The sequence below is a fragment of the Synoicihabitans lomoniglobus genome (assembly GCF_029023725.1).
GTDB classification, from domain to species: domain Bacteria; phylum Verrucomicrobiota; class Verrucomicrobiia; order Opitutales; family Opitutaceae; genus Actomonas; species Actomonas lomonigloba.
Window position 1 is genome coordinate 4,867,523 of sequence record NZ_CP119075.1, and the last position, 24,612, is coordinate 4,892,134.

The following is a 24,612-nucleotide window of genomic DNA, read 5'->3' on the forward strand; positions in this document are numbered from 1 at the left end:
GCGCGGCGGGAGTAAAATCCGCTAAATTTTGTCCTATAGAAACGCTTCCGGGAGTCGATTTAGGGAACAAGCGAGGTTCTGCCTCCCGATAGCCGATGGTCCGTCCCGAAAAACACCCCGACGAGTCCCGCCGCATTGCGGCTCTGCATGACTATGGTGTGTTGGACACGTTGGCGGAGTCGGTTTTCGACGACCTAACGACGCTCGCAGGACATATCTGCGACGCCCCCATTGCCCTGATCACCTTGGTCGACGAGGACCGCCAGTGGTTCAAGTCGAGCTTGGGCATGACCATGTCGGAGATCTCGCGTGACATCTCATTCTGTGGCCATGCCATTCTGGGTCAGGGGATCTTCGAAGTCCCCGATGCCTTGGAAGATGAGCGATTCGCGGACAATCCGTTAGTGACCCAGAATCCGGCGATTCGATTCTACGCCGGTTCGCCGTTGGTGAGCGAAGACGGTCTGCCGTTGGGCACGCTGTGCGTGTTCGATCACCATCCCCGCCTACTCACCGCCCTCCAGCGCCAGGGCCTCGAAGTGCTCGGACGACAGGTGATGGGGCAGCTTGACCTGCGCAAACGCTCGCGGGCATTGGCCGAACGTGAGGCCCGTTTGAACACGACCCTCGATGCGGCCCGTTTGGGCGGATTCGTCTGGGACGTCACCACGGGCAACATCACCGGTTCGAACTGGCACAACGAGATTTGGGGCCTGGCATCAGGTAACCAACAGCATCGCTACGAGACTCTGCTGGACCGCATCTACCCCCCGGATCGCGAAGCCATGATCGCGGCCGCCAAACAAAGCGTCAGTTCACGCGAGCAATTCGTGCACGAATTCCGGGTCCAGTGGGACGACGGCAGCATCCACTGGGTCGAATCCACCGGTAAATTTGAATTCTCCCCCCACGACGGCAAACCCCTGCGAATGCACGGCGTGGTCGTGGAAACCACCGCCCGACGGCAATCCGAAGAAACCCTCCGGCGCACCCAGGCCGATCTCGAACGAGCCCAGTCCATCAGTGCCACCGGCAGTTGGGAATACGAGATTTCGAGCGGGGCCGTCACTTGGTCGGATGAGCACTATCGCCTCTGGGGCCTGAAGCCCGGCAGTGGGATCACTTTTAAAGACCTGGCCTCCGCCGTTCACCCGGCGGATTTCGCCATATTCGAGGCTCACGCGCGCAGTCTGTTTGACGCGACGGTCGGTTTTGTACCCGAGCCGCTCGAATATCGAATTCAACAGCCGAACGGCCGGACGATATATGTCCTCGTCGAAGTGGAGATCAAATATGGTGCCGATGGCCGCGCGGAACGACTGTTCGGCACGTCCCAAGACATCACCGCCCGCAGGCTCGCCGAAGCCGCCCTGCGGCAAAGCGAAACTCAACTGCGCCACTTCGTTGAATACAGCCCGGTGGCGATTGCCATGTTTGACGACGACATGCGCTACCTGCAGGTGAGCCAGCGGTGGCGTGACGACTTCCGCTTGGGCAATCGGACGCTCGTCGGTGAGAGCCATTACACCGTCTTCCCGGAGATCGTTGAAGTGTGGCGCGACGTGCACCGCCGCGGTCTCGCGGGTGAGGTGATCAAATGCGAGGAAGAACCCTTTCAACGCGCCGACGGACGCCTCGACTGGATCCGCTGGGAGGTGCGGCCATGGCATACCGCGGAAGGCGTCGTCGGCGGTATCATTATCTTCACGGAAAACATCACCGAACGGAAACGCAGCGAACAGCTGATCATCGAGAATCAAAATCGACTGCGCAACCTCATCGACGGCATCGGCCCTTCCATCTACGTCGCCATGATGAACCTCGACGGCACCTTGCTGGAGGTCGGGCGATCCGTCGTGGAAGCCACCGGCAAACAGCCCGAAGATCTGGTGGGGCGTCGCATGGACGAGATTGACCCGTGGCCCCACCCACCCGCCGTCAAACGTCGTCTGCGCGAACGCATCGCCGCCGCCGCCGCGGGACAACCCTCCCGGTATGACGCGAAGGTCCACACCGCCAACGGGCGGACCGTTGATGTCGATTTTTCCCTGCACCCTCTGCGCAATGGAGACGGCGAAGTGATTTCCATCGTGGCCTCGGCCATCGACATCACCGAACGCCGGGCCGCCGAGATGAAGGTGAAGGAGCAGGAAGCGATCCTGCGCGAAACCGGCCGCATCGCCCACGTCGGCGGATGGGAGTTTGATCCGGCAACGGGCAAAGGAAGCTGGACCGAGGAAGTGGCGCAGATCCACGACCTCGATCCGGTGGACGATCCCGACATGGAACTGGGTTTGTCCTTCTATACCGAGAAGTCGCGCGCTCACATCGACACCGCCATCCAGGCCGCCATCGAGCACGGCACACCCTATGATCTGGAGCTGGAGATGGTGACTGCCAAAGGCGCCCGAAAGTGGGTCCGCACCATCGGTCGCCCGGAGATAAGAAACGGCCAAGTCGTCAAAGTGCGGGGATCGTTTCAAGACATCACCGAGCGGGTGAACCTCGAGGAACAGTTTCGCCAATCCCAGAAAATGGAGGCCATCGGCCAACTGGCCGGCGGCGTGGCCCACGATTTCAACAACATCCTGGCCGCGATCCTGATGCAGATCGACCTGGCTACGTCCTCAACCGGGTCCCCCGAAGACCACATTGAATCCATGGCGGAAATCAAAGTGGCGGCGTTGCGGGCCGCCGAACTGACCCGGCAGCTGCTGGCCTTTGGTCGTCGTCAGGTCATGCAAACCGTGCCGCTGAACCTGAACGAATCCGTCAAAAACACCGCTCAGATGCTGGATCGGATTGTGGGCGAGGATATCGTGCTCAAACTCGAATTGCATCCGCAGCCGCTGATGATTCGGGCAGACTCCGGCATGCTCGACCAAGTGTTGCTCAACCTGGTCGTGAATGCCCGCGACGCCATGCCGGACGGCGGAGCCCTGACCATTGCCACCGGCCTGAAGTCCAGGGCGACCACGGAGGGCGCTCCCGCCCTGCCCGGCGACTCCGCCCGGGACTACGTCACCGTGAAGGTCACCGACTCGGGTTCCGGGATGAGCCCGGAAGTTAAGAACCACATTTTCGAGCCCTTCTTTACGACCAAGGAACCGGGCAAAGGCACCGGCCTGGGATTGGCGACCGCATTTGGTATTTTGAAGCAGCACGGTGGATCGATCGAAGTGACCAGCACCGTCGATCACGGATCGACCTTCACCATCTATCTACCCGTCGATGAATCCATCGGACCTGAGAAGGCTCGGCCCGTCGCACCCCCAAAACCGCTTCGCGGTTCGGAAACCATCCTCCTCGTCGAAGACGATCACAGTTTGAGAGCGCTGACTCGGATCGTGCTCATGAAACAGGGCTACACGGTGCTCGAAGCAGCCCACGGCCCGGAAGCACTGCGGGTGGCACGCACGGCGAAAGACAAAATTCATCTGCTGCTCACCGACATGGTGATGCCGGAGGGAATGACCGGGTGGGATCTCGCGCAGACCTTGCAGGCGGAGGACCGCAACCTCCGGGTGATCTTCAGTTCCGGCTACAGTCCCGAAGTCGCCGGGCAGGAAGTGTCGCTCCAGGACGGACAGTATTTCATCTCCAAACCCTGCGAAGCGGACCAACTCCTACACCTGGTGCGCACCGCGTTGGACGCCTGATCCGCGCCCTTCGACCGGCCACCGTTCCGCGTCCGGACGAGTGGTGACCCCCCCGCGATGAAAACGCGGGCTAATTTTCATGGTTTAGGGGATGGCCGTTCCCTCCGGCCGGGCTTTCCCTGCTTGGAATCGTCCACCTCATCCCCCCGCCCATCCATGACTCGCCGTGAACTTTTACGCTGGGGAGGCTCCTCCCTCCTCGTTGCCCAACTGGCTCCCTCCCGACTTTGGGCCGCCACCACCACCGCTGGTGATGCGACCCGGCGCCGACTGTTTTTCCGTCCGGAAGATCTGCCTCGGATCCGGGCCAATGCTCGCACGCCGCTCTTGAGTCCCCTGTATCAACAATGGGCCGCATCAGCGCCCACGGTGCTGACCGCCGCGTTCGAAAAATTTGAGGCCTCGGGCGATATTATCCGCGATTTCGCGACCGTGTTGTTCGAAATGGAACACAGCTTGGTCGTGCAAATCGTCGAGCCCAGCCCAGCCCGCCAGGACTCCATTATCAACGCCATCGAACGGCTGATCGCTCGCCCGCACTGGGACTATTTTCGCGATGGGAGCGAGGTGATTGGGATACAGCGCGCATCGTTTGCCACCGTGCGTCTGTTGTTCGCGCGCGAAGTTCTGGGCGATGCCATTTCTCCCGACCTCGACAAAGCCCTCCTCGCCGCGATCGCCGAGAAAGGCTGCCTCCCCTGTTACCGCACGGTCCAGGACATGGACCATCCGGAACTCGCCAGCGGGTGGGACTTCGACGAGCAACACGCCGGCTTTTACGACATCTCCATGGCACGCTGGCCCATGATTTTGGGCGCCAACAACCTGCGGGCCGCCCCCACCGGGGCTCTCGGTCTCGGTGCCATCGCGTTGCAAGGACACGATCCCCGCGCCGACGAATGGCTCGCCACCGCGGTGGGCAGCACCGCACGTTTTCTCCAACTCTTCACCGCCGACGGCAGCTACTTCGAGGGTCTCAGCTACCTCGACTACTCGCTGCGCACGACCCTGCCGTTTATCGAAGCCCATCGGCGCAATATCGGCGACGTGAATTGGCTTTCTCAGGTCAACTTCGACGGCATGCTCGACTACGTCATGACCATGCAAATGGGCCGCACGTCCGCCGGCGACCCCGACATCGTCAACTTCAGCGACGCCCGTCGGAGCGTGTTTCCCGGATCGATGTCACTGATCGGTGAATACACCAAAAATCCGCTCGCCGGTTACGCGGCGCAACACGCGGGCCATCCCTACTTCTTTTACGATTTTCTGTGGTATCGCCCCGACGCCCCCAGCGCGCCACCCCGGCCTGCGTTGCTCAATCACCGCAACGATTTCAACTGGATCATCTGTCGCTCCGGCTGGCAGCCCGACGACGCCGTGCTCGCCTTCAAGAGCGGCGGACCCGCCAACCACGAACACGCCGATCGCAACCACCTCACGTTCAAAGCCCACGGCGAGCGCCTCCTCAATGATCACCTCGGGGCCGCCTACGACCGCCGCAGCGACGGTTGGATGATGCGTCTTACGCGCGGCCACAACGCCATCCTCCTCGATGGCAAGGGTCACACCTACGTCGACGGCGTCGAAGGCACCAACGACAGCCAGGCCTACGCCAACATTCTTTCCTACGAAGACCACGGCGACCACGTCTGGTGGACCAGCGACGCCACCCCCGCGTATGTGATCGACAACTACCATGTGAATCAGGTTCTGCGCACCGTGATCTACGCCAAACCCGGCGTGATCATTATTCACGACCAGATTCGCTTCCGCTACCGCGCTCAAACCGTCGACGCGCGATTCTTCCCCGACAACGTCGATGGGCTCGCGCGCCTCGCCGTGGATGGCCCACGCTTCACGCTATCGCGACCGCAGGCGCAGTTGCACGGTCTCGTGGCCAGTGACTCGGCCGCGGCCCCACGCCGGGCAAAACTTGAAGTCAAACCCGAGACCGGCGATTTCCCCTGCGTCGAAGTGCATTCCCCCTCCGCGCTATCGCATCAGGTCATCACCGTGCTCACCACCACCGCCGGGGCCAACTCCCCTGCCCCTGAATTTTCCGTCTCTCAGAATGACGCGCAATGGAAGGTCACGGTTGGAGACTTCGCCGCCGAAATCACCCCCACCTCCTTCGCTCCCACGATTAGAATTATTTAAGATGGGCCGGCATCCGACGCGCGGAAACGCGTCGGCGTGGTGCCGGTGTAGCGGCGGAACGCGGTGTTGAAAGTCGACTTGGAATTGAAGCCCACGGCCAACGCGATTTCCAACACCGTGCGATCCGGTTCGGCGCGCAGGCGTTGTTGTGCCCGCGTGATGCGATGCCGGTTTACCAACTCGTAGAAATTCGTGCCGAGGTCCTGATTGATCACCTGGGAAACATAGTGCGGTTTCTCGTTCAGGCTGCGACTGAGCGACGAGAGACTGATCATGCTGTCCTCACCCTGGCCCTCGGTCTCAAGCGCGGACTTCAACTTGCTCCGGATGCGCTCGCGCCGATCATCTTCGAGACGCGACTTCGCATATTTAGGTTCCGTGTTGATCACGGGGAGCACCGGTGCCGCGTTGATTTCAGGTTGGGCTTCAGCATCCGCCAACAATTCACCGCCCGACGCGCGTTGGATGATCACAAACATCGCTCCGACCGTCATGCCCACATCGGCCAGCGCGAACAACAGGTTCAATCCGGCCGGGGCTTGGGAGGCGCATTGCACGGTGCGCGCCATGCCCATGATCCACGTCGTGCCCACGATGAACAGCGGCAGGTGCAGCCATGCTCGCTGCGCGAGCCCGACCATCTCTCCACCCTGGCGCTGAGCCATCAGCAGGCGGCGGGACTTCCACAAGTAAAACGGCACCTGCACCGCGAAGATCACCATGCAACCAATCATCGCGTGGTGGATAAAATCAAAATGCCAGGCCCGCGCACTCTCCGGCGGCCCCACCCACTCCGTCCCGCTGTGCGCCGAGAACATCAACGGCACCGTCATCAATGCCCCGACCGCGATCACGACCCAATGGCCGAACGGCAAATCGCTCAAACGGGAACGCTGCCCCGACACCGTTTCCCGAATGGCCAGCCACAGACATGGTGCCGTCAGCAAGGAGGTCGCCATGAGCAACCCCAGCGACAACGATTTGAACGGCGCGGCCGGGTGCACGACCAGCAACTCCAGCGCGAAGCCCAGAGACTCGATCACCAGGTAACCGATGAAGAACGCCATCGGCTGGCCGGTCCGCGTTTGCCGACTACTCAGAATACCGGTCGAGAACACGCATAAGGCGAGAGCGACGGTATAGAGTGAACTTTGCAGCGCAGGCATAACAAACAGGCATGATCGCCTCTTCCCAGACAGAGGAAACCCGCCCGGGTTGCAAAACGTTTAGGTCGAAGCGGAAGCTTCTCCTCCCGACGTAAACGAATATTACCGTGCAGAAACTCGGCCCTACTTTTTCCGGAAACGAGCTGAAATGAAGCTAGGACAAATCAACCAGCCGGAACATTTTAATTGGTCTTTCCTCTTGGAGAAAAAGCGACCGCTACTTGGAGTCCTCCCGCATGATATCTAACCCAGCCTCAAAATCGTGCTGACCAGCCGGGTCGAAATGGGACTTGTCGAATTTATCGTCAAGTTTGATGGCCTTGGTTGAGAGCGCATGCTTCAACCGCAGCTCCTCACAAAATTTATACAAACTGCGAGCGTCTTCGGTAATGACAAAGCCGATGTCGTTAGCCTTAGCTTGGCCTAGGAGTTTGAAATCGTCCTTGAGCGCATCGCGAGCTACGCCGGGAGTGCCTTTGAACAAGGTAAAATCCAGCTCCGCTGCGCACATCGCATCGGTGAGATTGAAGGGCAGCACGATAATCGCATCAAGTGGCAGATCGGTCACGGCTTGCCTTTGGTGAAACTCCGATGCGGCAATGGTGGAGAGAAACATCGGCACGCCTTCGGTTGCGAAGAACTTGAAGAACTGAAGGGCGACAGAGTGTTGTTCCCGGTCAGGACTGGCGAGTGAGATAAGAAAACTCGTATCAAGTAGCACCCCGTCAGACACCCGAACCTCCTCTTAATTCCTCCACCCACGCTCCACCATCCGGCACACCTGCCCAAGCCTTGGCCCCCGCAGCGAATAATTGATCAAGTCGTGCATCCTCGACATCTGGCGCGTAGGCGCGCAGCTCGATAAGTTTGTAGTCCTTCAGCTCGCCTGTCGCGGGGTTCTGTTTAGCGCGGACATGGACGATTGCCTTATGGAAAACAAGGTTGTCGCGCTGCTCACGGATTTGGTCCGCAGTGGCATCGACAATGAGGGTCTCCCGCGTGTTGCGTAAGCGCAGATGGACGTTCGGATTCTGTGAACCACCCCAATCGGTGATTTCTCCGATTAAGTAGCGCTCGGCATTTACCCACAATACGCGCTCCTCGCGCTGGAAGTTTGAAGCCTGAGAAATAAGCACAGGAGGGAACGCTCCGCGCGGGCTGCGCACCGTAAACGTCAGATCTGGTTCCGCTTGGGAGCGTTGCTGCCAACGAAGCAGAACCTTGGCTCGATTCGCATCGATGTCAGACAGCGAACCCGTGGAACCAATCCGAGCGGAGTCGCTAAGGAGTGATGCAAGCAGTCCGGCGGGGATGAGAACTCGCAAAAGATATGACCCCTCGTGAACCTGAACCCTAACGTCCTGCAACACGGTTTTGTTATCACTCCCTTGCACGTATTTTTGCACGTCCTCGTTGAATTCAACGAAACGATTAAACGGCACGCCTTCGAGCGCCGACACGCGGTGGCCGGCGATCGACCCTTTAAGAACAAATTCGACTGTCTCTGGCTGGGACATGGCTGGGAAGGAGCGTCAACATGTTCGATATTTCCGTCTGCCGCAAGTCCGGTTGCGTCGCGTCGGCTCGTGCTTTGAACCGGCTGGGAAGACTTGTTCGAACATGGAGTAGGTAAGCAGGCAAACAGACGGCCCCGCAGAGACAAGACTGGCGGCGGGGTTTCACCGGCCTACCGCTCCAGGCTCGCGCTTTGGGCGTAGACTTTGAGGGCGTGCTCCATGCAACCCGCCGGATCTTCCGGCGCGAGGCCGACTTCGCGCGCGGGCACTCCCACCACCGTGGTATGCGCATTCACGTCCTCCAGGACGACGCTCCCGGCTCCGATCTTGGCGCATTCGCCGATCTTGATGTCGCCCAGCAGCTTCGCCCCGGCGCCGATCAACACCCCGCGACACACGTGCGGGTGGCGGCGGCCGCGAGCCTTGCCGGTGCCGCCTAGAGTCACTTCGTGCAGAATGGAAACGTGGTCCTCCACCACCGCCGTCTCACCAATCACAATCGACGTCGCATGATCGAAGAGAATGCCCGCCCCGATCTGCGCCGCCGGGTGGATGTCCACCCCGCAGACTTCGGAAATGGAACTCTGCAGATGCAGCGCGATCTCGTGCCGATCCTGATTCCACAGATGATGCGCCAGACGATAGGCCGTGAGCGCCTGAAAGCCTTTGAAGTAGAGAAACGGCGACAGAAATCCCCGGCTCGCCGGATCACGTTCGTGAATCGCCTGGATGTCCTCCCGCACCTGCGCGCCGATGACGGGATTGCCCGCGAACGCTTCCTCGAAGAGCTCCTGCAACGACGGCTCGCTCACCACGTCATGCCCCAGCTTGCGCGAAATTCGATACGCCAGCGCACATTCCAGCGAACCGTAATGGAGGATGCTCTCGTGCAACAAGCCCGAGAGCACCGGCTCTTTTACGGCGGCAGCCTGGGCCTCGGCCCGCAGCGTTGTCCAAACAAGATCTGCGCTCATAGTCCGCCCAACCTGCACGCCTCGCCGAAACGCGCAATGCGGATTCCAACTCCGCCTTGGGGTGTGTTTTGAAAAGCACTTTTGGCTCCTTTTTCATTCGTGGCCATTCGTGGCTGAAAAGAATGAAGCCGTAGCGGTGTTCCCATTCGCCCCACCCCATGTAACCAAACACCTGATACCACCATCCCGGATGAATTGAATTTTACCCCAAGAACGCAAAGTTCGCAAAGCTCTGGCTGTTTGATGCTTGGCGGACTTCGCGATCTTCGTGTCAGGTCGGATTGAATAGAGCCCTTGGTATGATACCGGCGCAGACGATTCCGGCTGGCACCGAGTGCGCAGTTCGACCTTTCCTCTTGACCAGCTAGAGGAGCTGGGCCTTGTTCTAGTTTAACTAGAGAACGCCATGACTCCTTCCCCCAACGATCTTCTACAAGGCACCCTCGGCCTGCTCGCCCTGCGCGCCCTCCGCGACGAAAGTCGTCACGGCTGGGGCATCCAGCAACGTATCAACCAAATCGCCGACAACGTGCTGAGCGTGAATCAGGGTTCCCTCTACCCTGCCCTCATCCGGCTCGAAAAACAGGGTCTGATCAAATCCGAGTGGGGCACTTCCGAAGCCGGACGGCGCGCCAAATACTACGCGCTGACCGCCAAAGGGCGGAAGCAGATGGACGCCGAGACCGCCAACTGGCGCAAGTTCGCCACCGTCGTGGACCTTATTCTGGAGACTGCTTAAATGAGTCCGTTCAAGAGTCTTTGGGTCAGCCTGCGGGCACTCTTCCGTCCCCGGGCCGCGGAGTCCGAACTCGACGAGGAGCTGCGCATCCATCTCGAGATGGAGATCGAGCACAACATCGCCCAGGGCATGTCGCCCGCCGCCGCCCGCCGCGCCGCACGAGTCGCGCTGGGTGGCGTCGATCAAACCAAGGAAGCCAGCCGCGACGCGTGGGGCTGGCGCATCCTGCAGGATTTTTGGCGCGACGGCGGGTTCGCCCTCAAGTCCCTGCGCCGCACGCCTGGTTTCACGGTGATTGCCGTGCTGACCCTCGGCCTGGGTATCGGCGTCAATACCGTCATGTTTGCCTTTGTTCGCGACACCGTGCTGCGCCCGTTGGTGCGCGATGAATCGCTCGGCCTCACGACCATCTACAACAGCCGCGCCGGAGCCGACCGCGACTTCCGTCATTCGTCCTACGCCGAGTTTGAGACGTTGCGTGAATCCACCGACGTGTTCGCTGATGTCGCGGCTTCGTTTTACAGCATCGAAGCCGTCGGGGTGAAAAACGATCTCCACCGTCGCTTGATCGGCATCGCCTCTCAAAACTACCTGTCGCTCATCGGCGGTCGTCCCCTGCACGGCCGGTTCTTCAACACCGCCGAGTCGCAACTCGAGGCCGCCATCCCGGTCGTCGTGGCCAATCACAGTTTGTGGCAACGGCTGGGCTTTCCCGCCAATTTTATCGGCAGCACCCTGCGCGTGAACCAACGCGACTACACCGTCATCGGCATCACCCCGCGCGGTTTCGTGGGTGAGCATGTATCGATCGGCCCCGAGATCTGGTTGCCCTTCGGCGAAGCCCATTTTTACCGCGACCAGAGTCTGCGTTCGACCGAACTTCACGCCCTCGGTCTGACCGCCCGACTCGCTCCCGGTCTGTCGATCGAGACCGCCCGCGCCCGCCTGCCCGCCCTCGACGAACGTCTCAATGACCGTGCCTTACCCGAAGACGACGGCCCCCGCCACCTTGTGCTCGCCCCGCCTTCCCGCGCCGACTTGGGCAGTTCGAGTCCGAACAATGAGAGCTACCTCAATCTCTTTGCCCTCCTCTCCATGGGCCTGTCCGCCGCCGTGCTCATCGTAGCCTGTCTCAACCTCGCCAACATGGTGCTCGCCCGCGGTGCCGCGCGGCGCAAAGAGATCGCGATTCGCCTTTCGCTCGGAGCGTCCCGCGGGCGCATCGTGCGTCAGCTCAGCACCGAGGGGTTGGTCCTGTGCCTGCTCGGCAGTGTGGCGGGGCTACTCCTCAGTGTCTGGGCCGACAGCGGCATCTACCAAATTTCACTGCAGGTGTTTTCCACCAGCAATTTCACTCTGGGCGTCTCGCCGTTTCTCGACGGTTCCATGATGTCCGCCACCGTGGTGTTCTGCCTCATCGCCACGCTCGCCTCCAGCGTCGGCCCGGCCCTGCGCATCACGCGGCCCAACATCGTCGACGACCTCAAGCAGACTCGGAGCGGTGGAACCGGGTCCGCTCCGTGGCGGCGCTTTTTCACGCTGGGCAACACGCTCGTCATCGCTCAAATCGCGCTCTCCCTCGCCCTGTTGTTCAGCGCCGCCCTGTTCGTGCGCAGCTCGCTGGGCGCGAAGTCCATGGATCTGGGCTTCCAGACGGCCGATCAACTGGTCGCCAATCTCGACTACGGCATGACCGATCTCTCGGACCCCGCCATCGCCCGCCAACAGCAGGCGCTCCTCGCTCGCCTCACCCCGTTGGCGGGAGCAGGCAACGTCGCACTCGCGTCCGATGTTCCCTACAATTTTGAGCTCGGATATCACCCCGTCTTTCCCGCTGCCGACGCCGCCCCGATCAGTCTCGATCAGGCCCACGACGGACGCAGCTACGCCGGCTTTACCGCGGTCAGTCGGGACTACTTCTCCCTGCTCGGGATCAACGTTCTGCGTGGACGCACCTTCACCACCGCCGAGTCGACCGAGCCCGATGGCCCCGGTGTCGCCATCATCGACCAAAGCCTCGCCCGGTCCCTCTTCGGTGACCGCGACGCAATCGGTCAACGCGTGTTTCTCGGTGAAGAAGCCGCCGCCAGCGGCGATCTCGCCCGGTCTCTCGAAATCGTCGGCATCGTGCGCAGCCCGCGCGATCATGTCTTCGAAGACGCAGCCCCCGCGCGGATTTATCGTCCCCTCGGACAAGCCCCCGAATCCAATATTTACCTACACCTCGGCACGTCGGAACCCCAGCGGCGCGCGCCGACGATTCGGCGGGAGTTGCAGGCGTTCGATCCGGCCACCCCCGTGCTTTTCATCCGCCCGCTCAGCAGCTTTGTGGAGAACAACGTAAACAGTCTGCTGGTGAAACTCGCCGCCCTCATTTTCGGCATCTTCGGCGGTATCGCACTGCTCCTCGCCATTGTCGGGGTTTACGGGGTGAAATCCCACGCCGTCACCCGCCGCACCCGCGAGATCGGCATTCGCATGGCGCTGGGCGCTCATCCGCGCGAAGTCATGGGATTGATCCTCCGACAGGGCGCCCTGCAAACGCTGGTGGGATTGATGCTCGGCACCGCCCTTTCCCTGGCCGCCAGCCGCGCCCTCGCCAGCATGATTTATCAAGCCACGCAGACGGACGTTTTGGCACTGATCGTCAGCGGCGCGGTTCTCGGATTGGCGGTCCTGCTCGCGTGCTACCTGCCGGCCCGGCGCGCCACCCGGGTCGACCCGGCCACGACTTTGCGCAGCGAATAAACGCGAAACGGCGGGGTCGGATCGAGCGTTCCCGCCGACGCGCGTTCAGTTGAATTTCGCGCGGTCCAGCAAGGCCTGCACGTCCGGCGCGATCGCAGGATCACTTAGAAATTCCGGGAAGACCTGGCCGATTCGCACACGAGTCTGCCAGTGCAACTGACGGTCATAGGTATTGATCACCGCCTTTCGGAATTCGGCGTCCCCGGCCAACGCCCGCATCGCGGCGGCGGCGCGATCGACTTTGTCGGGGTAAAACCCGGTCACGGTCTTCGACGCCAGGAGGCGCACCATGCCCTGCTTCGCGGTGGCGATCTCGGCTTCGGTCGCGCCCTCGGTGGTTGCGATCGCGATCCAGGCGTCGACCCCGGAGATGTCGGTCCAACGCCGCAGCGCATTGATCGCATCCGGACGAAGCGGATTGTCGGTGAGGACCAGTTCCTGCAAATAAGTCGCAGTCGCCGCGCCGGAGTTGCCATCGATGATGACCAACACGTCGCGCCGCCGGTCATCGTTCGAAGCCGCCGCCATCGCGGGTGCATAGATTTCGTTCCAGAGATAATCGGACACATCCAGATTGGCCGAGAGTTTCTTCAAGCTGCCCTGCGCGTCGCGCTTCACGGTGGTGTTTTCCGCCAACACGACATCGAGCAGCACCCGGACACTCTCCGGGTCTCCCACCATCTCCATGCCCTTGAACGCCGCCACGCGGATCGCCGCCTCCTGATCGGCTTGAGCGAGTTGGTTGACCAATGCCGTCACTCCCGCGGTATTGCGCAGCACGAGCAAACGCAGCGACGCCGCCCGCGCCGCGACGTCTCCGTCGCCCTGCACCGTCGCGAGCAACGCCGCCTCGGACGCGGGGGCATTCAAACGGGCCAACGCCGCCGTGACATCCCGGTCCCGCCCGTTGGCCAGATGAAGGTCGAGCAAGGGCTGAAAACTTGTATCCGAACCCACGATACCGAGCGCACGCACCACCACCGGATGCAGCGTTTCCGACGCACCTTCCAGTCGCGCCAGGACCGCCGCTTCGTAAGCGCGCAGGCGCTGGTCGGCGATGGCATCGAGCACGACGATTTGCGCGGGCTCCGGGAGATCGGGCAGTCGCGCCACCACGTCGTTTTGGAGCGACGAATCCATCGCGGCGCGCAGGAACAGCAGCGGCAGTTGCGACTCGGATCCGCTCAAGGTGGCGGTCAATACGGCGTTGGCCCCGCGAGCGTCCAGCTCCAGCAATCGCGCAAATGCGGCCACACGCACGGCTTCACCAGTCCCGGTCTCCGCCAACTCCCGCGCCAAACGACGGTCGGTGACGCCAGCGTCCAACAGCGCGAGCTCGACGGTCTCGCGAAACACTCCGGTCGCGCCGGAGCGCGCCTTGGCCAAAGCCGACCGCGCCGCCCGGTTGCCGATCTTTCCCAGGGCGAGCGCGGCCTCCGACGAACCGGTCTTCAGGACGGCCGTTAGTTCGCGCACTGCCCGAGATTCACCGCGGTAGGCCAAGGCATCGGCCAAGGGACCGCGCTCCGCCGCCGGGGCTTTCAAAATCGCCTTTTCCAGCACGGCGGCCGCACCCCGCGAGGGGTTGGCCGACAAGGCCCGACGGGCGAGATCCTGGATGCGCGGATCAGGGTCGGCGAGCAAGGCCGCGAGGGGCTTGACCGCCGCCTTGGTGCCGACGAGTTCCAACATGCGGATCGACCAGTCGCGGGTCGCCCAATCGCGGTCAGGACCGATGGCCTGCAGCAGTTCACTTTCCAGGGCTTTCAACTCCCGGGGCGTGGCGTCGACGAGCGCCTGGCGGAGATCGAGCCGGGCCGACTGGCGCACGGCAAAATCGGTGGCATTGAGATCGTCGATGAAGGCGGTGATATCGCTGGCTTGAGCCGAGATCGGCGCACACCAAACCGCGCAACAAAGCGTGAGAAGAGAGAGGGGTTTGTTCATGATGGGGAACAACAGGGTGACGGGGTTTAGGCGGGCAGTTCGTAGCCGGCGCGGCGGGGGCGGTCTTCCCAACGGCTGGCGCCGGCGTCGTCGAGGATACGCTCGGCGCGGGGATCCCAGCGCACCGGCCGGTTGAGCCGTTCGGCGATGCCGGCCAGCTGGCAGATCGTGGCCGTGCGGTGGCCGATAGTGGCCGGACAAATGGTCGCGCGACGCGAGCGCACGCACTCCAACCAGTTCTGCTGGTGGTTGTGGGACTCGTAGAGCCGCGTGTCACCGGGACCGAGCGGGCGTTTGGCCAACTCCGGCCGCGAGGTGTCGAGGCGACCTTCGCGGCTCACCCAGATGTCGCCTTCGCTGCCGACGAAGCGGACCATGTGGTTGTTGGCGATCGGGTGATCGCGGATGACCTTAATGCCGTCGTCGTATTGATGATATTGATACTCCGAACCTTCGAAGCCTTTTGGCACGAAGAGCGTGGGGCCGGAGTCGTCGCGCCCGAGGGCCCATTGCGCGATGTCAAAGTGATGCGCGCCCCAGTCTCCGTTCTTGCGGGAACCGTATTCCCAATAACAGCGCCAGCCGCCGCCGAAGTCACTGCGCACGCGCGCCTCGGTGTAGGGTTCGTAGGGCGTCGGGCCGAGCCACTTGTCGTAATTGAAACCTGCTGGGATCGGCTCTTCCGCGCCCAGCGTCGCCGGGGCAAAGGAGCCCAGCCGGGCGTGAACTTCCTTGATCTCGCCGATCCACCCGCTGCGCACCATTTCCGCTGCCTTGCGAAAGGCATGTTCGGAGCGTTGTTGGGAGCCCACCTGGAGGACGGTGCCGTAACGGCGCTCGGCCTCCACCATGGCTTTGCCCTCGGCAATGGTGAGCGTCATCGGCTTCTCCACGTAAACGTCCTTGCCCGCGCGCATGGCCGCGATGGCGATGGCGGCATGCCAGTGATCGGGCGTGACGATAAACACCGCGTCGACCGCCGGATCATTGATCACGTCCTCGTAATTCTCCGTCGCCCGCACGTCCGCAAAACCTCGCCGCACCATGTCGGCCTGAGCCCGGTCCCGCGCTTGCGTGCGCACATCGCAAACCCACAGCGGTTGGACGCCGGGGCCGCCGACGACCTCAACATGGGCCCCCATCTGCAGACCCTGGCCGATGAAGCCGAGGTTGATGCGGTCGTTGGCGCCCGGCACTCCGCCGCGCCCCAACACCTGCGAGCGGACCAGTTGCGGCGCCGCCCACATAAAAGCGCCCCACGTGGCGCTTTGTTTCAAAAATGAGCGCCGCGAACGGGCACCGGTCGGAAGAGGGGTTTTCATGACGACAATGGGAGATGCGGCCATCGACCGGGAACGGACCCAGTGATGGGAGGGGAGAATCGACTCAACTTGAGCCGCGTGGGCACCCACTCCGAACCAATTCTACCGTTGGCGCAAAATCCGCACGCTGTCCGCCAAGAAATGCGACCACCGGTTCCGACGGTTTCTCCGCATCGCCCAATCAGCCACGCTCGCGGCACCGCGCACGTTCGACTTGCGACGCTCGGTTCGCTCGGGCCAACTGGTCGTCCCATGGCTTCCTCGAACAACCGCCTTCTCGCCGCCCTCGCCTCCCGCCGTCTCGTTTGTGACGGCGGCATGGGCACCCAACTCATGCTCGCCGGTCTCGAACAAGGCGCTTCCGGCGAGGCCTGGAACATCACTCACCCCGAGCGCGTGCTGGAGATCCAAAAACGCTACGTCGACGCCGGAGCCGACTGCATCATCACCAACACGTTTGGCGGTTCGCGGCTCATGCTGGAACGCCACGGCGTGGCCGACGACGTCGTCGCAATCAACCAAGCCGCCGTGCGCATCGCCCGTGAAGCCTTTGGCGACAAAGAAGGCTTCGTGCTCGGCGACATCGGCCCGCTCGGCGCCATCCTCGAACCTTACGGCGACCTGCCCTACGCCGACGCCGTGGCCGCCATCACCGAGCAAGCCAAGGCGCTCGTGGAGGCCGGCGTCGATGCGATCATTCTCGAAACCCAAACCGGCAAGGAAGAGATCCAGGCCGGCCTCGAAGGCGCCAAGGCCGCCGGTGCCCCCTGCATCATCGCGTCGTTCGCCTACGACCTGTCCGCCGATAAGTCCTTTTACAAAACCATGATGGGCTTTGGCCCCGAAGACGCCGCCGAGTTCTGCGAAGAACACGGCGCCGACATCATCGCCCTCAACTGCGGCACCGGCATGGACATGCCTGGGGCGGCCAGCGTGGCCGAAATCTACCGCGACACCGTCGATCTCCCCATCATGATCCAGCCCAACGCAGGCCTGCCCGTGTTGGAAAACATGAAGGCCGTCTACAAGCAGCCCCCCGAGGAAACCGCCGCCGAGACCCCGGCCGCCCTCGCCGCCGGTGCCAACATCATCGGCTCCTGCTGCGGCAGCACCCCTGACCACACCGCCGCCATCCGCGCCAAGGTCGACGCCTTCAACGCCGCCAATTAAGCCGGGAAGCGCGAGCAAGCTCGCGGCCTACCCCTACATTTGGAATTCGCCTTCCCGCAGGCTGCCTGCTTGCAGGCGCTCGCTCAACTCGGGCGACTCGCCAACACCATCGGCTCAACAGTTGAATTTCAGTCCGGTGTGAAACACCAAAGGGGCGTGGTTAGGTGGTCCTCCTTATCACCATGACCACGTTCCCGAACATCTTCTCGCTCCAGGGTGAAACCGCTTTGATCACCGGCGGCGGCACCGGTATCGGCCGCGCCATCGCCGAGTGCATGCATCAAGCCGGTGCGACCATCGTGCTCACCGGTCGGCGAGAAAACCTGTTGCAGGAGCAAGTGTCCCGCCTCGGCGACCGCGCCCACTACGTGGTCCACGACGTCACCCAACTGGATCAAGCCCACGTCCTGCGCGAAAAGGCCGAAGCCCTCGTCGGCCCGGTGACCTGCCTCGTCAACAACGCCGGCATTCACATGAAAAAGGAGGCCGTGAAAACGACCACGCAGGAGTTCCAACTCGTGCTCGATACGCACGTGCTCGGTTCCCACGCGCTTACGGTCGAATTCGCTCCCGGCATGATGGAGCGCAAACACGGCAGCATCCTCTTCACCGCTTCCATGGCCTCGCTCTTTGGCATCCCCAAGGTCATCGCCTACACCGCCGCAAAGTCAGCTTACGTCGGCATGGTTAAGGGCCTCGCCACCGAATTCTCGCCCCACGGCCTGCGGGTTAACGCCATCGCGCCCGGTTGGATCGATACCGACATGTCACGCCAAGCCTTCGCCGGTGATCCTGCGCGCTTGGAAAAAATCCTCGCCCGCACCCCCACCGGCGAACTCGGCCAGTCCAGTGATGTCGGCTGGGCTGCCGTCTACCTCGCTTCCCCCGCCGCCCACTTCGTCACCGGCACCATCCTCCCCGTCGACGGCGGCGTAAGCATCGGCTTTTAAAGCCGGAGGAAGTTTCACCACGAAATACACGAACAACACGAAAGCCGTCCTTCGTCGGATAGTCTTTCGTGCGCTTCGTGTATTTCGTGGTGAAGAAGATCGTTTAACGGCATTCCAGTTCTCTGTGTTCATCCCCGTCCATTCGTGGTTAATCCTTCGCCCATGAAACGCGTTCTGCCCCTCGCCGCCACTCTGCTGCTACTCGCCTCGTTCGCCCGCGCTGACTTTGTGCGCACCGATACCACGATCGGTTGGGAACAGGACGGCGATATCATCTGGCAATTCTCCTTCGATCCCGACGCCGGCAAACCGTTCTTCCATCCGTTGCGCGTGCCTGGCGGTCCGTCCCTCACCAAACTCCGCCCCGATGACCATGTGTGGCATTATGGCCTGTGGTTTTCCTGGAAATACATCAACGAAGCCAACTACTGGGAGCAGAGCCGCGAGACCGGTCGCTCCGAAGGCCGCACTGTCTGGGGCACACCTCACATCCGCACCTTTCCCGATGGCGGCGCCGAGATCACCCTCGATCTCGACTACGTGCATCCGACCGGCCGGGTCGACCTCACCGAAACCCGCTTTATCATCGTTTCCGCCGTCGCCACCGACGGCAGCTACACCATCGATTGGAGTAGCACTTTCACCGCCGGACGCGAAGGCGCCTACCTCGACCGCACGCCCCTGCCCGACGAGCCCAATGGTGTGCTTTGGGGCGGCTACGCTGGTCTCGGCATGCGCCTCGGCCACGGTCCCGATCCGGTGCAAATGGTAAACCTCCAAGGACCCATGACCGACTGGGTCGATAATCGTATCCGCCCGCGCACCGGCGCGCTCGGTGTGACCGTGTATCCAAACATTCCCGACAGCGGCAGTCTCGCCGTGCTCGCGGGCGATGCCAACATGCCCGGCGACGGCGACGACCCGTGGTATTGCATCAACGGCCAACCCTCCCGCTTCTGGTGCTCCGCCGTGCTCGTGCCCAAGCCTCTGCAACTTGCCCCCGGCGAGGTCTGGCCCCTGCGCTACCGCCTCCAAATGCGCAAACAGGCGTGGACGACCGCCGACCTCAGCGAGGCCGTCGAGGCCTGGGAAAACTGACCATCGGTGGGTCGAGGCATGCTGCGACCGGGCACCACTGAGTCTTAATACTCAAACAGACGGCTGGAGAGAGGTGACGAGGGGTGGGTTGATGGCGGGGAAATCTGGCCGATTTCCCTCCACCAACCTGCTGCTTCCCTCATGAAACCGACCCGTTTTATCTCGACGCTCCCGCGCGTCCGCCCGCATCCGATTGCCTGGGTTCCCACCCTCCTGCTCGCCTTTGCCATCACGGCCGCCACCACTTCCGCGCAGTCTGTGGTGACCATCGGCGACGACTTGATCGATCGCACCTTCACGGATGGGTCCAGCGGCGGCGTCTACCTCTACACCGGCACTTTCGGTCAGGCGGGCACGGCATCGAGCTGGGCGTTCCACACGGAGTCGGCGGCCGGTCGCTACCTGACTCCTTTGCTGTTCCAAAAACTGGACGATTCAAACTTTCAAGTTACGGGCGTCGGTCAGTGGACCTATTCCGAATCGAGCGGAACCCACAGCGACCTCACCTTCAACCTCATCGCTGGCACCGATGTCGTCGGAGCGGACTACACCTTCGGGTTCACCGACCGCAAGACAAGCTACCCGGGCAGCGGCACGGCGATCACCACCGACTCCCGGCAAACCGGAATAATCGAAGCCGAAGCCGACGGCCTCTGGGCCTTCACCTACGGGGAGGATGCGTTTGATGGTCTCAGTCTGGGCCAAATCTACCAGATCGGCGCCGACCTCGGTGGCGACGAAACCATCGTCGCGCTGTATGGTTTGGGCCTGCGCACGTATTCCTCGCAGATGAGTATCTCCGCCGTGCCCGAACCGGCGTCCGCCGGGCTGTGGATAGGTGGGGCCGTTCTGGTTGGCTTCATGACCGTTCGACGCCGCCTGCGAACACCCTGCTCCTCTACGGCCTGATTTCCGATGGGCGGCAGGCCGCCGCCCGCCCCTAGGGGATCGCTTGCGACCGGACTTTCTTTCTCTACCCTTCTTCGAGCCGAGCTGCCCTCGCTCGGATGCGACGACCACGCATTCCCGCTGGTCGCCTTGTTACCTCAACTCCGCGAATCATGTCACCTTGGACGACCGTCATCATCGAGGACCAGTTCCTGTTTCGTGATTTGTTGGTGAAACTGGTCAACGGAGATCCCCGATTCGAGTGCGTGGGCGCGGCCGGTGATGGCGAGGCCGGCTTGGCGCTGTGCCGCCGACTTCACCCGCGACTCGTTTGCCTCGATTTGAACATGCCACGACTCGGAGGTCTGGCGATGGCGGAACAGCTTCGCGCGGAATCCAACGGTTCCCGCATTCTCGCGCTCACCTCGTGCAAGGACGAGACGTCGATCGCCGGCGTGCTCGAATTGGGACTCGCGGGGTATGTGGAGAAGGATCAGCCCATCACGGTCCTCGAAAAAGCCATGGTGGCCGTGGCCGAGGGGCGCACCTATTACTCGCCCACGTTTAACACGGTGCGACGACGCCTGGGCGGCAACCCGATGGCCGTCTCCAAAATCCTGAGCCTGCGCGAACGAGAAGTCCTCCAGCTCGTAGCCCGCGGCCTCACCAGCGCGGAGATTGCCCGCGACTTGGACCTGAGCCTGCGCACCGTGGGCAACCATCGCTACAACATCATGAAAAAACTCGAGCTGCGAAACGCCGCCGAAATGGTGGCCTACGCCCTGAAGCAAGATCAGACTTCGGCGGTTTCGTCGCGAGCGGTCGATTGAAACCACGCCCAAGCTTCGGTCCCGCCTTCGACCGCCGGGCGCAATTCCAAGGAACCTCCCAGCTGCCCCATCAGCTGTCGACAAAGTGCCAGACCGAGTGCCGGTCGCAGCTCCGCGGAATCGTTCGCCGTTTCGTCAATGCCCGGACCGGTGTCGGTCACGATCAGGGCCACCCGACCGGGAGAAGATTGGCCCGCGGTGCTCACGGATATACGGCCGCCTGACGGCGTGAATTTTACCGCGTTGGACAATAGATTGCGGGCTATCGTCGCCACGGCCGCCGCATCGCCCCGCACCTGCACGCGGGAAGGCAGTGACACCTCGATCGTCAATTGCCGCGCGGTGATGGCCGGCTCGAACAACTGGACCACGGGCGCGCACACTTCCGCCAACACCACGGCGCGCAGCGGCATGCAGCCTTGGCCCGAGCGTAGTTCCGCCCAGACCACGAGATTGTCCAGCAACTCACGGAGGTTGTGGGCCGTGCCGTGAATTTCGTCGGCGTATTTTCGAATGTCATCAGCAGTGAAACGATCCGGTGCCCGAGCCATGAGTTGAGCCAAACTCGCCACGCCATCAAGCGGCGCGCGCAGGTCGTGACTGAGGATCGAAATGAGTTCGTTCTTCTCGAGAATCGTTTCCGCCGCGCGCTCGTATTCCGCCGTGCGAACGTCCAATGCCTGTTGCACGTTCTCCCGCTCGGAATGCTCGCGAATGACATCCTCCAGCCGCCGTCGGCTTTGATGAGCGATGATGCCCGCCAGCATCCCGCAGCCCAGCAGTAAAAATCCCTTGGCAATCTGCAAATTGACCGTGAGAGCAACCACCGCCGCGGGACTGTCCGCCGCGTCCACCGCGAGGACCAGCATGACCCAAAAGCCGACCGCCATGACGACTCCCTGCACCACCGGAATTCGAAAATCCAACCGCAGGGTGGAAATCAATGGGATCAGCGCCGCACCGATCAGGGGCGGACCACCCAGCGCGCTCGGCCACCCCAACACCCCTCCGAGCAGAGCGATGCCCGACACCGGCACCAGCGCCTCGATCACCACGGAAATCCACACCGAAAAATCCGTGGACGGCGGCTCCTGACCTTCGTCGATTCTCGACGGGCAAAGACTGCGACTCTCCACCCACTCATACACGGCCAACACAAAGACCAGTGCCGGCAAAATGAAGAGGTAATCCCCTTCCAAGCTCTGAGCCGCCACTGAGCGCAGCAATACGAGCTGCCCCACCGAACCGACGACAAAGAACACGGCGAACATCTGCGCGGCGATCTGGCGATTGCGGAGAAGGGCCATTCTCCACGGGAGGTCGACGTGAGCCCCGTCTGGCATGATCGCAAACTACGCTCCCGACCAAGGGAGGCAATCGACGATTCGGCCCAAGACAAAGCGCCGTCGCGAAACACCCCGTTCTCACCGCACTTGCCCGCTTCCATGTCACCGTCCCCTCGCTCGGCCTACCCGCCACTTAACGTCCAACTCCCTTGCCGTCGCAGCGCGGCCTGCGGTTTAATTTCATCACCGCCCCAAACCTATCCCGTCCTTATCTTACCTCGCCTTGGTTTCGCCCCCTGGAAACGAAGGCGGATTCACCCTCCGCTATGACTTCCCCCCTCCTGCGTCCCCGCTCACTTCTTATGTGCGCTCTCGTTTCCTCGACCGGTCTCTTCGCCGGCTCCACTCCTCACGGCACTCACTCCGCCTACGGTCCGGCCGTCGGTGACTTTGCCCATCACGGCGACGTCGGCGCCCCCGCCATTCGGGGCAACACCACTTACGACGCGATGACACAGTCGTATCACATGTCCGGCTCCGGCACCAACTTGTGGGGCGGCGAAGACGAGTTTCAATTCGCGTGGAACCACCTCGAGGGCGACTTCATCCTGCGCGCCCGCGTCAAGTTCCTCGGCGAGGGCGTCGACCCCCACCGCAAGCTCGGCTGGATGGTGCGCTCCGATCTCGACACCGGCTCCACCTACGCCGATGGCACCGTCCACGGCGACGGTCTCACTTCCCTGCAATACCGCGCCGCCAAGAACGGTGAGACCGACCAGATCATTCTCGAAAACGAACTCGATGGCACCTACCCGGACGTCATCCAACTCGAACGCTGGGGCGACAAATTCATCTTCTCCGCCGCCCGCTATGGTGAGCCGTTCAAGTCCGTCGAACTCGCCGAGATCGACGTGCCCAACGTCGTCTACGCCGGCCTCTTCCTCTGCTCCCACAATGCCGAAGTGACCGAGCAGGCCATCTTCACCGACGTGCGCATCATCAAGCCCGCCGCCTCGGACTTCCGCCCTTACCGCGACTACATCGGCTCCACCCTCGAAATTCTCGACGTGTTCTCCGGCGAGCTCACCGCCATCCATTCCAGTGCCGAATCCTTCGAAGCCCCCAACTGGACCACCGACGGCCAGAAGCTCATCGTCAATGTCTCCGGCAACGGCCCGGCCAAGGGCGTGCTGCGCACCTTCGACCTCGCCACCCGCCGTATCGAAACCCTCGATACCGGCCCCCAGATCAACAACAACAACGACCACGTGCTGACCTTCGACGGCAGCATGCTCGCCATTTCCAACCACGTCGGCGAGGCCCGCACCTCCACCGTCTTCACCCTGCCCTCCACCGGCTCCAGCGAGCCCGAGCAGATCACCGATCCGGCCTGGGGCCACTCCTTCCTCCACGGCTGGTCGCCCGACAACAAATGGATCGTCTACACCGCCAACCGCAAAGACCAGTGGGACATCTACAAGGTCAATGTGGACACCAAAAAAGAGGTCCAGGTCACGAACAACACCGACCTCGACGACGGCCCTGAATTCTCCCCCGACGGCGAGTGGATCTACTTCAACTCCACCCGCACCGGCCTCATGCAGATCTTCCGCATGAAACCCGACGGCTCGGGCCAGGAGCAGGTCTTCGCCGACGGCATGCAAAACTGGTTCCCGCACATCTCGCCCGATGGCAAGTGGATGACCATCATCTCCTACGACGCCGACGTCGTCGAAGCCCGCGATCACCCTTACTACAAACACGTCTACCTGCGCCTCATGCCCACCGACGGCAGCGCGGCGCCCAAGATCATCGCCTACGTCTACGGCGGCCAAGGCACCATCAACGTGCCCTCCTGGTCCCCCGACGGCCGCAAAATCGCCTTCGTCAGCAACAGCGACATCAAGTAACCAGAGCCCATCAGCGGGCTGACGGCATCCCGTCAGCCCGACCACACATCCTTCTCCGCTTCCATCCAACGCGTCCCGCCCGGGGCGCGTTTTTTTACGTCATAACTGTTAGGCAAAAGCCCTCCTGACATCGCCTGCCGCCACGCTAGGTTCAGGGTTCACGGCCGCATCGACGATCTTGGTGAAATCCCCTTCGCCCGCCCTTTGTCCCGCCATCGCGCTTCCGCTCCACCTTGCCCCTCCTCCTC

17 protein-coding genes are annotated in these 24,612 nt (G+C 62.3%); 10 read left to right on the forward strand and 7 right to left on the reverse strand.

Going from position 1 to position 24,612, the window contains the following annotated elements:
• The first annotated feature begins 95 nt into the window (after positions 1–95).
• Together PXH66_RS18610 and PXH66_RS18615 are read left to right on the forward strand one after the other, a co-directional pair.
• Positions 96–3,659, forward strand: coding sequence for a PAS domain S-box protein (locus PXH66_RS18610; protein ID WP_330930977.1), 3,564 nt, complete (start codon positions 96–98; stop codon positions 3,657–3,659).
• Positions 3,660–3,815: 156 nt separating this feature from the next.
• Positions 3,816–5,819 (forward strand): heparinase II/III domain-containing protein, encoded by a 2,004-nt coding sequence (locus PXH66_RS18615; protein WP_330930976.1) that lies wholly within the window; start codon positions 3,816–3,818, stop codon positions 5,817–5,819.
• Here the strand turns inward: PXH66_RS18615 and PXH66_RS18620 are convergent.
• The 4 genes from PXH66_RS18620 to cysE form a co-directional block, all read right to left on the reverse strand.
• A complete protein-coding gene (locus tag PXH66_RS18620) occupies positions 5,816–6,985 on the reverse strand; it encodes a helix-turn-helix domain-containing protein (protein WP_330930975.1) in 1,170 nt (389 codons plus the stop codon). The genes PXH66_RS18615 and PXH66_RS18620 overlap by 4 nt on opposite strands.
• 217 nt (positions 6,986–7,202) lie before the next feature.
• On the reverse strand, positions 7,203–7,706 hold the full coding sequence (locus tag PXH66_RS18625; protein WP_330932098.1) for a PIN domain-containing protein: 504 nt from the start codon (positions 7,704–7,706) through the stop codon (positions 7,203–7,205).
• 4 nt (positions 7,707–7,710) lie between these two features.
• On the reverse strand, positions 7,711–8,502 hold the full coding sequence (locus PXH66_RS18630) for a hypothetical protein (protein WP_330930973.1): 792 nt from the start codon (positions 8,500–8,502) through the stop codon (positions 7,711–7,713).
• A 170-nt stretch (positions 8,503–8,672) separates the two neighbouring features.
• Positions 8,673–9,476 (reverse strand): serine O-acetyltransferase, encoded by an 804-nt coding sequence (gene cysE, locus PXH66_RS18635; RefSeq protein ID WP_330930972.1) that lies wholly within the window; start codon positions 9,474–9,476, stop codon positions 8,673–8,675.
• Positions 9,477–9,882: 406 nt separating this feature from the next.
• Here cysE and PXH66_RS18640 point away from each other — a divergent pair, with 406 nt between their 5' ends.
• Entirely contained in the window at positions 9,883–10,215 is a 333-nt protein-coding gene (locus PXH66_RS18640; protein WP_330930971.1) for a PadR family transcriptional regulator, read from the forward strand.
• Positions 10,216–12,963 (forward strand): ADOP family duplicated permease, encoded by a 2,748-nt coding sequence (locus PXH66_RS18645; RefSeq protein WP_330930970.1) that lies wholly within the window; start codon positions 10,216–10,218, stop codon positions 12,961–12,963.
• Positions 12,964–13,008: 45 nt separating this feature from the next.
• On the opposite strand, the gene PXH66_RS18650 is transcribed toward PXH66_RS18645, so the two are convergent.
• Positions 13,009–14,910, reverse strand: a complete 1,902-nt coding sequence (locus PXH66_RS18650) for a HEAT repeat domain-containing protein (RefSeq protein ID WP_330930969.1) — start codon at positions 14,908–14,910, stop codon at positions 13,009–13,011.
• Between the two features lie 26 nt (positions 14,911–14,936).
• On the reverse strand, positions 14,937–16,232 hold the full coding sequence (locus PXH66_RS18655; protein WP_330930968.1) for a Gfo/Idh/MocA family protein: 1,296 nt from the start codon (positions 16,230–16,232) through the stop codon (positions 14,937–14,939).
• A gap of 252 nt (positions 16,233–16,484) precedes the next feature.
• Between PXH66_RS18655 and PXH66_RS18660 the strand changes: the two genes are divergently transcribed.
• The 5 genes from PXH66_RS18660 (at position 16,485) to PXH66_RS18680 (ending at position 21,168) form a co-directional block, all read left to right on the forward strand.
• On the forward strand, positions 16,485–17,402 hold the full coding sequence (locus tag PXH66_RS18660) for a homocysteine S-methyltransferase family protein (protein ID WP_330930967.1): 918 nt from the start codon (positions 16,485–16,487) through the stop codon (positions 17,400–17,402).
• 182 nt (positions 17,403–17,584) lie between these two features.
• A complete protein-coding gene (locus PXH66_RS18665) occupies positions 17,585–18,352 on the forward strand; it encodes an SDR family NAD(P)-dependent oxidoreductase (protein ID WP_330930966.1) in 768 nt (255 codons plus the stop codon).
• A gap of 162 nt (positions 18,353–18,514) precedes the next feature.
• A complete protein-coding gene (locus PXH66_RS18670) occupies positions 18,515–19,450 on the forward strand; it encodes a DUF6807 family protein (protein ID WP_330930965.1) in 936 nt (311 codons plus the stop codon).
• A gap of 141 nt (positions 19,451–19,591) precedes the next feature.
• Positions 19,592–20,359 carry a hypothetical protein gene (locus PXH66_RS18675; RefSeq protein WP_330930964.1) on the forward strand — a complete coding sequence of 256 codons (768 nt, stop codon included), beginning with the start codon at positions 19,592–19,594 and terminating at the stop codon, positions 20,357–20,359.
• A gap of 152 nt (positions 20,360–20,511) precedes the next feature.
• Complete coding sequence (locus PXH66_RS18680) at positions 20,512–21,168, forward strand: LuxR C-terminal-related transcriptional regulator (protein WP_330930963.1); 657 nt, start codon at positions 20,512–20,514, stop codon at positions 21,166–21,168.
• On the opposite strand, the gene PXH66_RS18685 is transcribed toward PXH66_RS18680, so the two are convergent.
• On the reverse strand, positions 21,132–22,475 hold the full coding sequence (locus PXH66_RS18685; RefSeq protein ID WP_330930962.1) for a sensor histidine kinase: 1,344 nt from the start codon (positions 22,473–22,475) through the stop codon (positions 21,132–21,134). The two genes, PXH66_RS18680 and PXH66_RS18685, sit on opposite strands and share 37 nt — an antisense overlap.
• A gap of 305 nt (positions 22,476–22,780) precedes the next feature.
• On the opposite strand from PXH66_RS18685, the gene PXH66_RS18690 reads away from it, so the two are divergent.
• The gene (locus PXH66_RS18690; RefSeq protein WP_330930961.1) at positions 22,781–24,364 is read left to right on the forward strand and encodes a TolB family protein; all 1,584 of its coding nucleotides are present in this window, start codon (positions 22,781–22,783) and stop codon (positions 24,362–24,364) included.
• Positions 24,365–24,612 lie beyond the last annotated feature (248 nt).

Coding starts and splice junctions, on each gene's coding strand:
- PXH66_RS18665 (WP_330930966.1), top strand. CDS start 17,585: ATGACCACGTTCCCGAACATCTTCTCGCTCCAGGGTGAAACCGCTTTG.
- PXH66_RS18675 (WP_330930964.1), top strand. CDS start 19,592: ATGAAACCGACCCGTTTTATCTCGACGCTCCCGCGCGTCCGCCCGCAT.
- PXH66_RS18670 (WP_330930965.1), top strand. CDS start 18,515: ATGAAACGCGTTCTGCCCCTCGCCGCCACTCTGCTGCTACTCGCCTCG.
- cysE (WP_330930972.1), bottom strand. CDS start 9,476: ATGAGCGCAGATCTTGTTTGGACAACGCTGCGGGCCGAGGCCCAGGCT.
- PXH66_RS18680 (WP_330930963.1), top strand. CDS start 20,512: ATGTCACCTTGGACGACCGTCATCATCGAGGACCAGTTCCTGTTTCGT.
- PXH66_RS18655 (WP_330930968.1), bottom strand. CDS start 16,232: ATGAAAACCCCTCTTCCGACCGGTGCCCGTTCGCGGCGCTCATTTTTG.
- PXH66_RS18630 (WP_330930973.1), bottom strand. CDS start 8,502: ATGTCCCAGCCAGAGACAGTCGAATTTGTTCTTAAAGGGTCGATCGCC.
- PXH66_RS18650 (WP_330930969.1), bottom strand. CDS start 14,910: ATGAACAAACCCCTCTCTCTTCTCACGCTTTGTTGCGCGGTTTGGTGT.
- PXH66_RS18640 (WP_330930971.1), top strand. CDS start 9,883: ATGACTCCTTCCCCCAACGATCTTCTACAAGGCACCCTCGGCCTGCTC.
- PXH66_RS18620 (WP_330930975.1), bottom strand. CDS start 6,985: ATGCCTGCGCTGCAAAGTTCACTCTATACCGTCGCTCTCGCCTTATGC.
- PXH66_RS18610 (WP_330930977.1), top strand. CDS start 96: ATGGTCCGTCCCGAAAAACACCCCGACGAGTCCCGCCGCATTGCGGCT.
- PXH66_RS18685 (WP_330930962.1), bottom strand. CDS start 22,475: ATGGCCCTTCTCCGCAATCGCCAGATCGCCGCGCAGATGTTCGCCGTG.
- PXH66_RS18615 (WP_330930976.1), top strand. CDS start 3,816: ATGACTCGCCGTGAACTTTTACGCTGGGGAGGCTCCTCCCTCCTCGTT.
- PXH66_RS18660 (WP_330930967.1), top strand. CDS start 16,485: ATGGCTTCCTCGAACAACCGCCTTCTCGCCGCCCTCGCCTCCCGCCGT.
- PXH66_RS18645 (WP_330930970.1), top strand. CDS start 10,216: ATGAGTCCGTTCAAGAGTCTTTGGGTCAGCCTGCGGGCACTCTTCCGT.
- PXH66_RS18690 (WP_330930961.1), top strand. CDS start 22,781: ATGACTTCCCCCCTCCTGCGTCCCCGCTCACTTCTTATGTGCGCTCTC.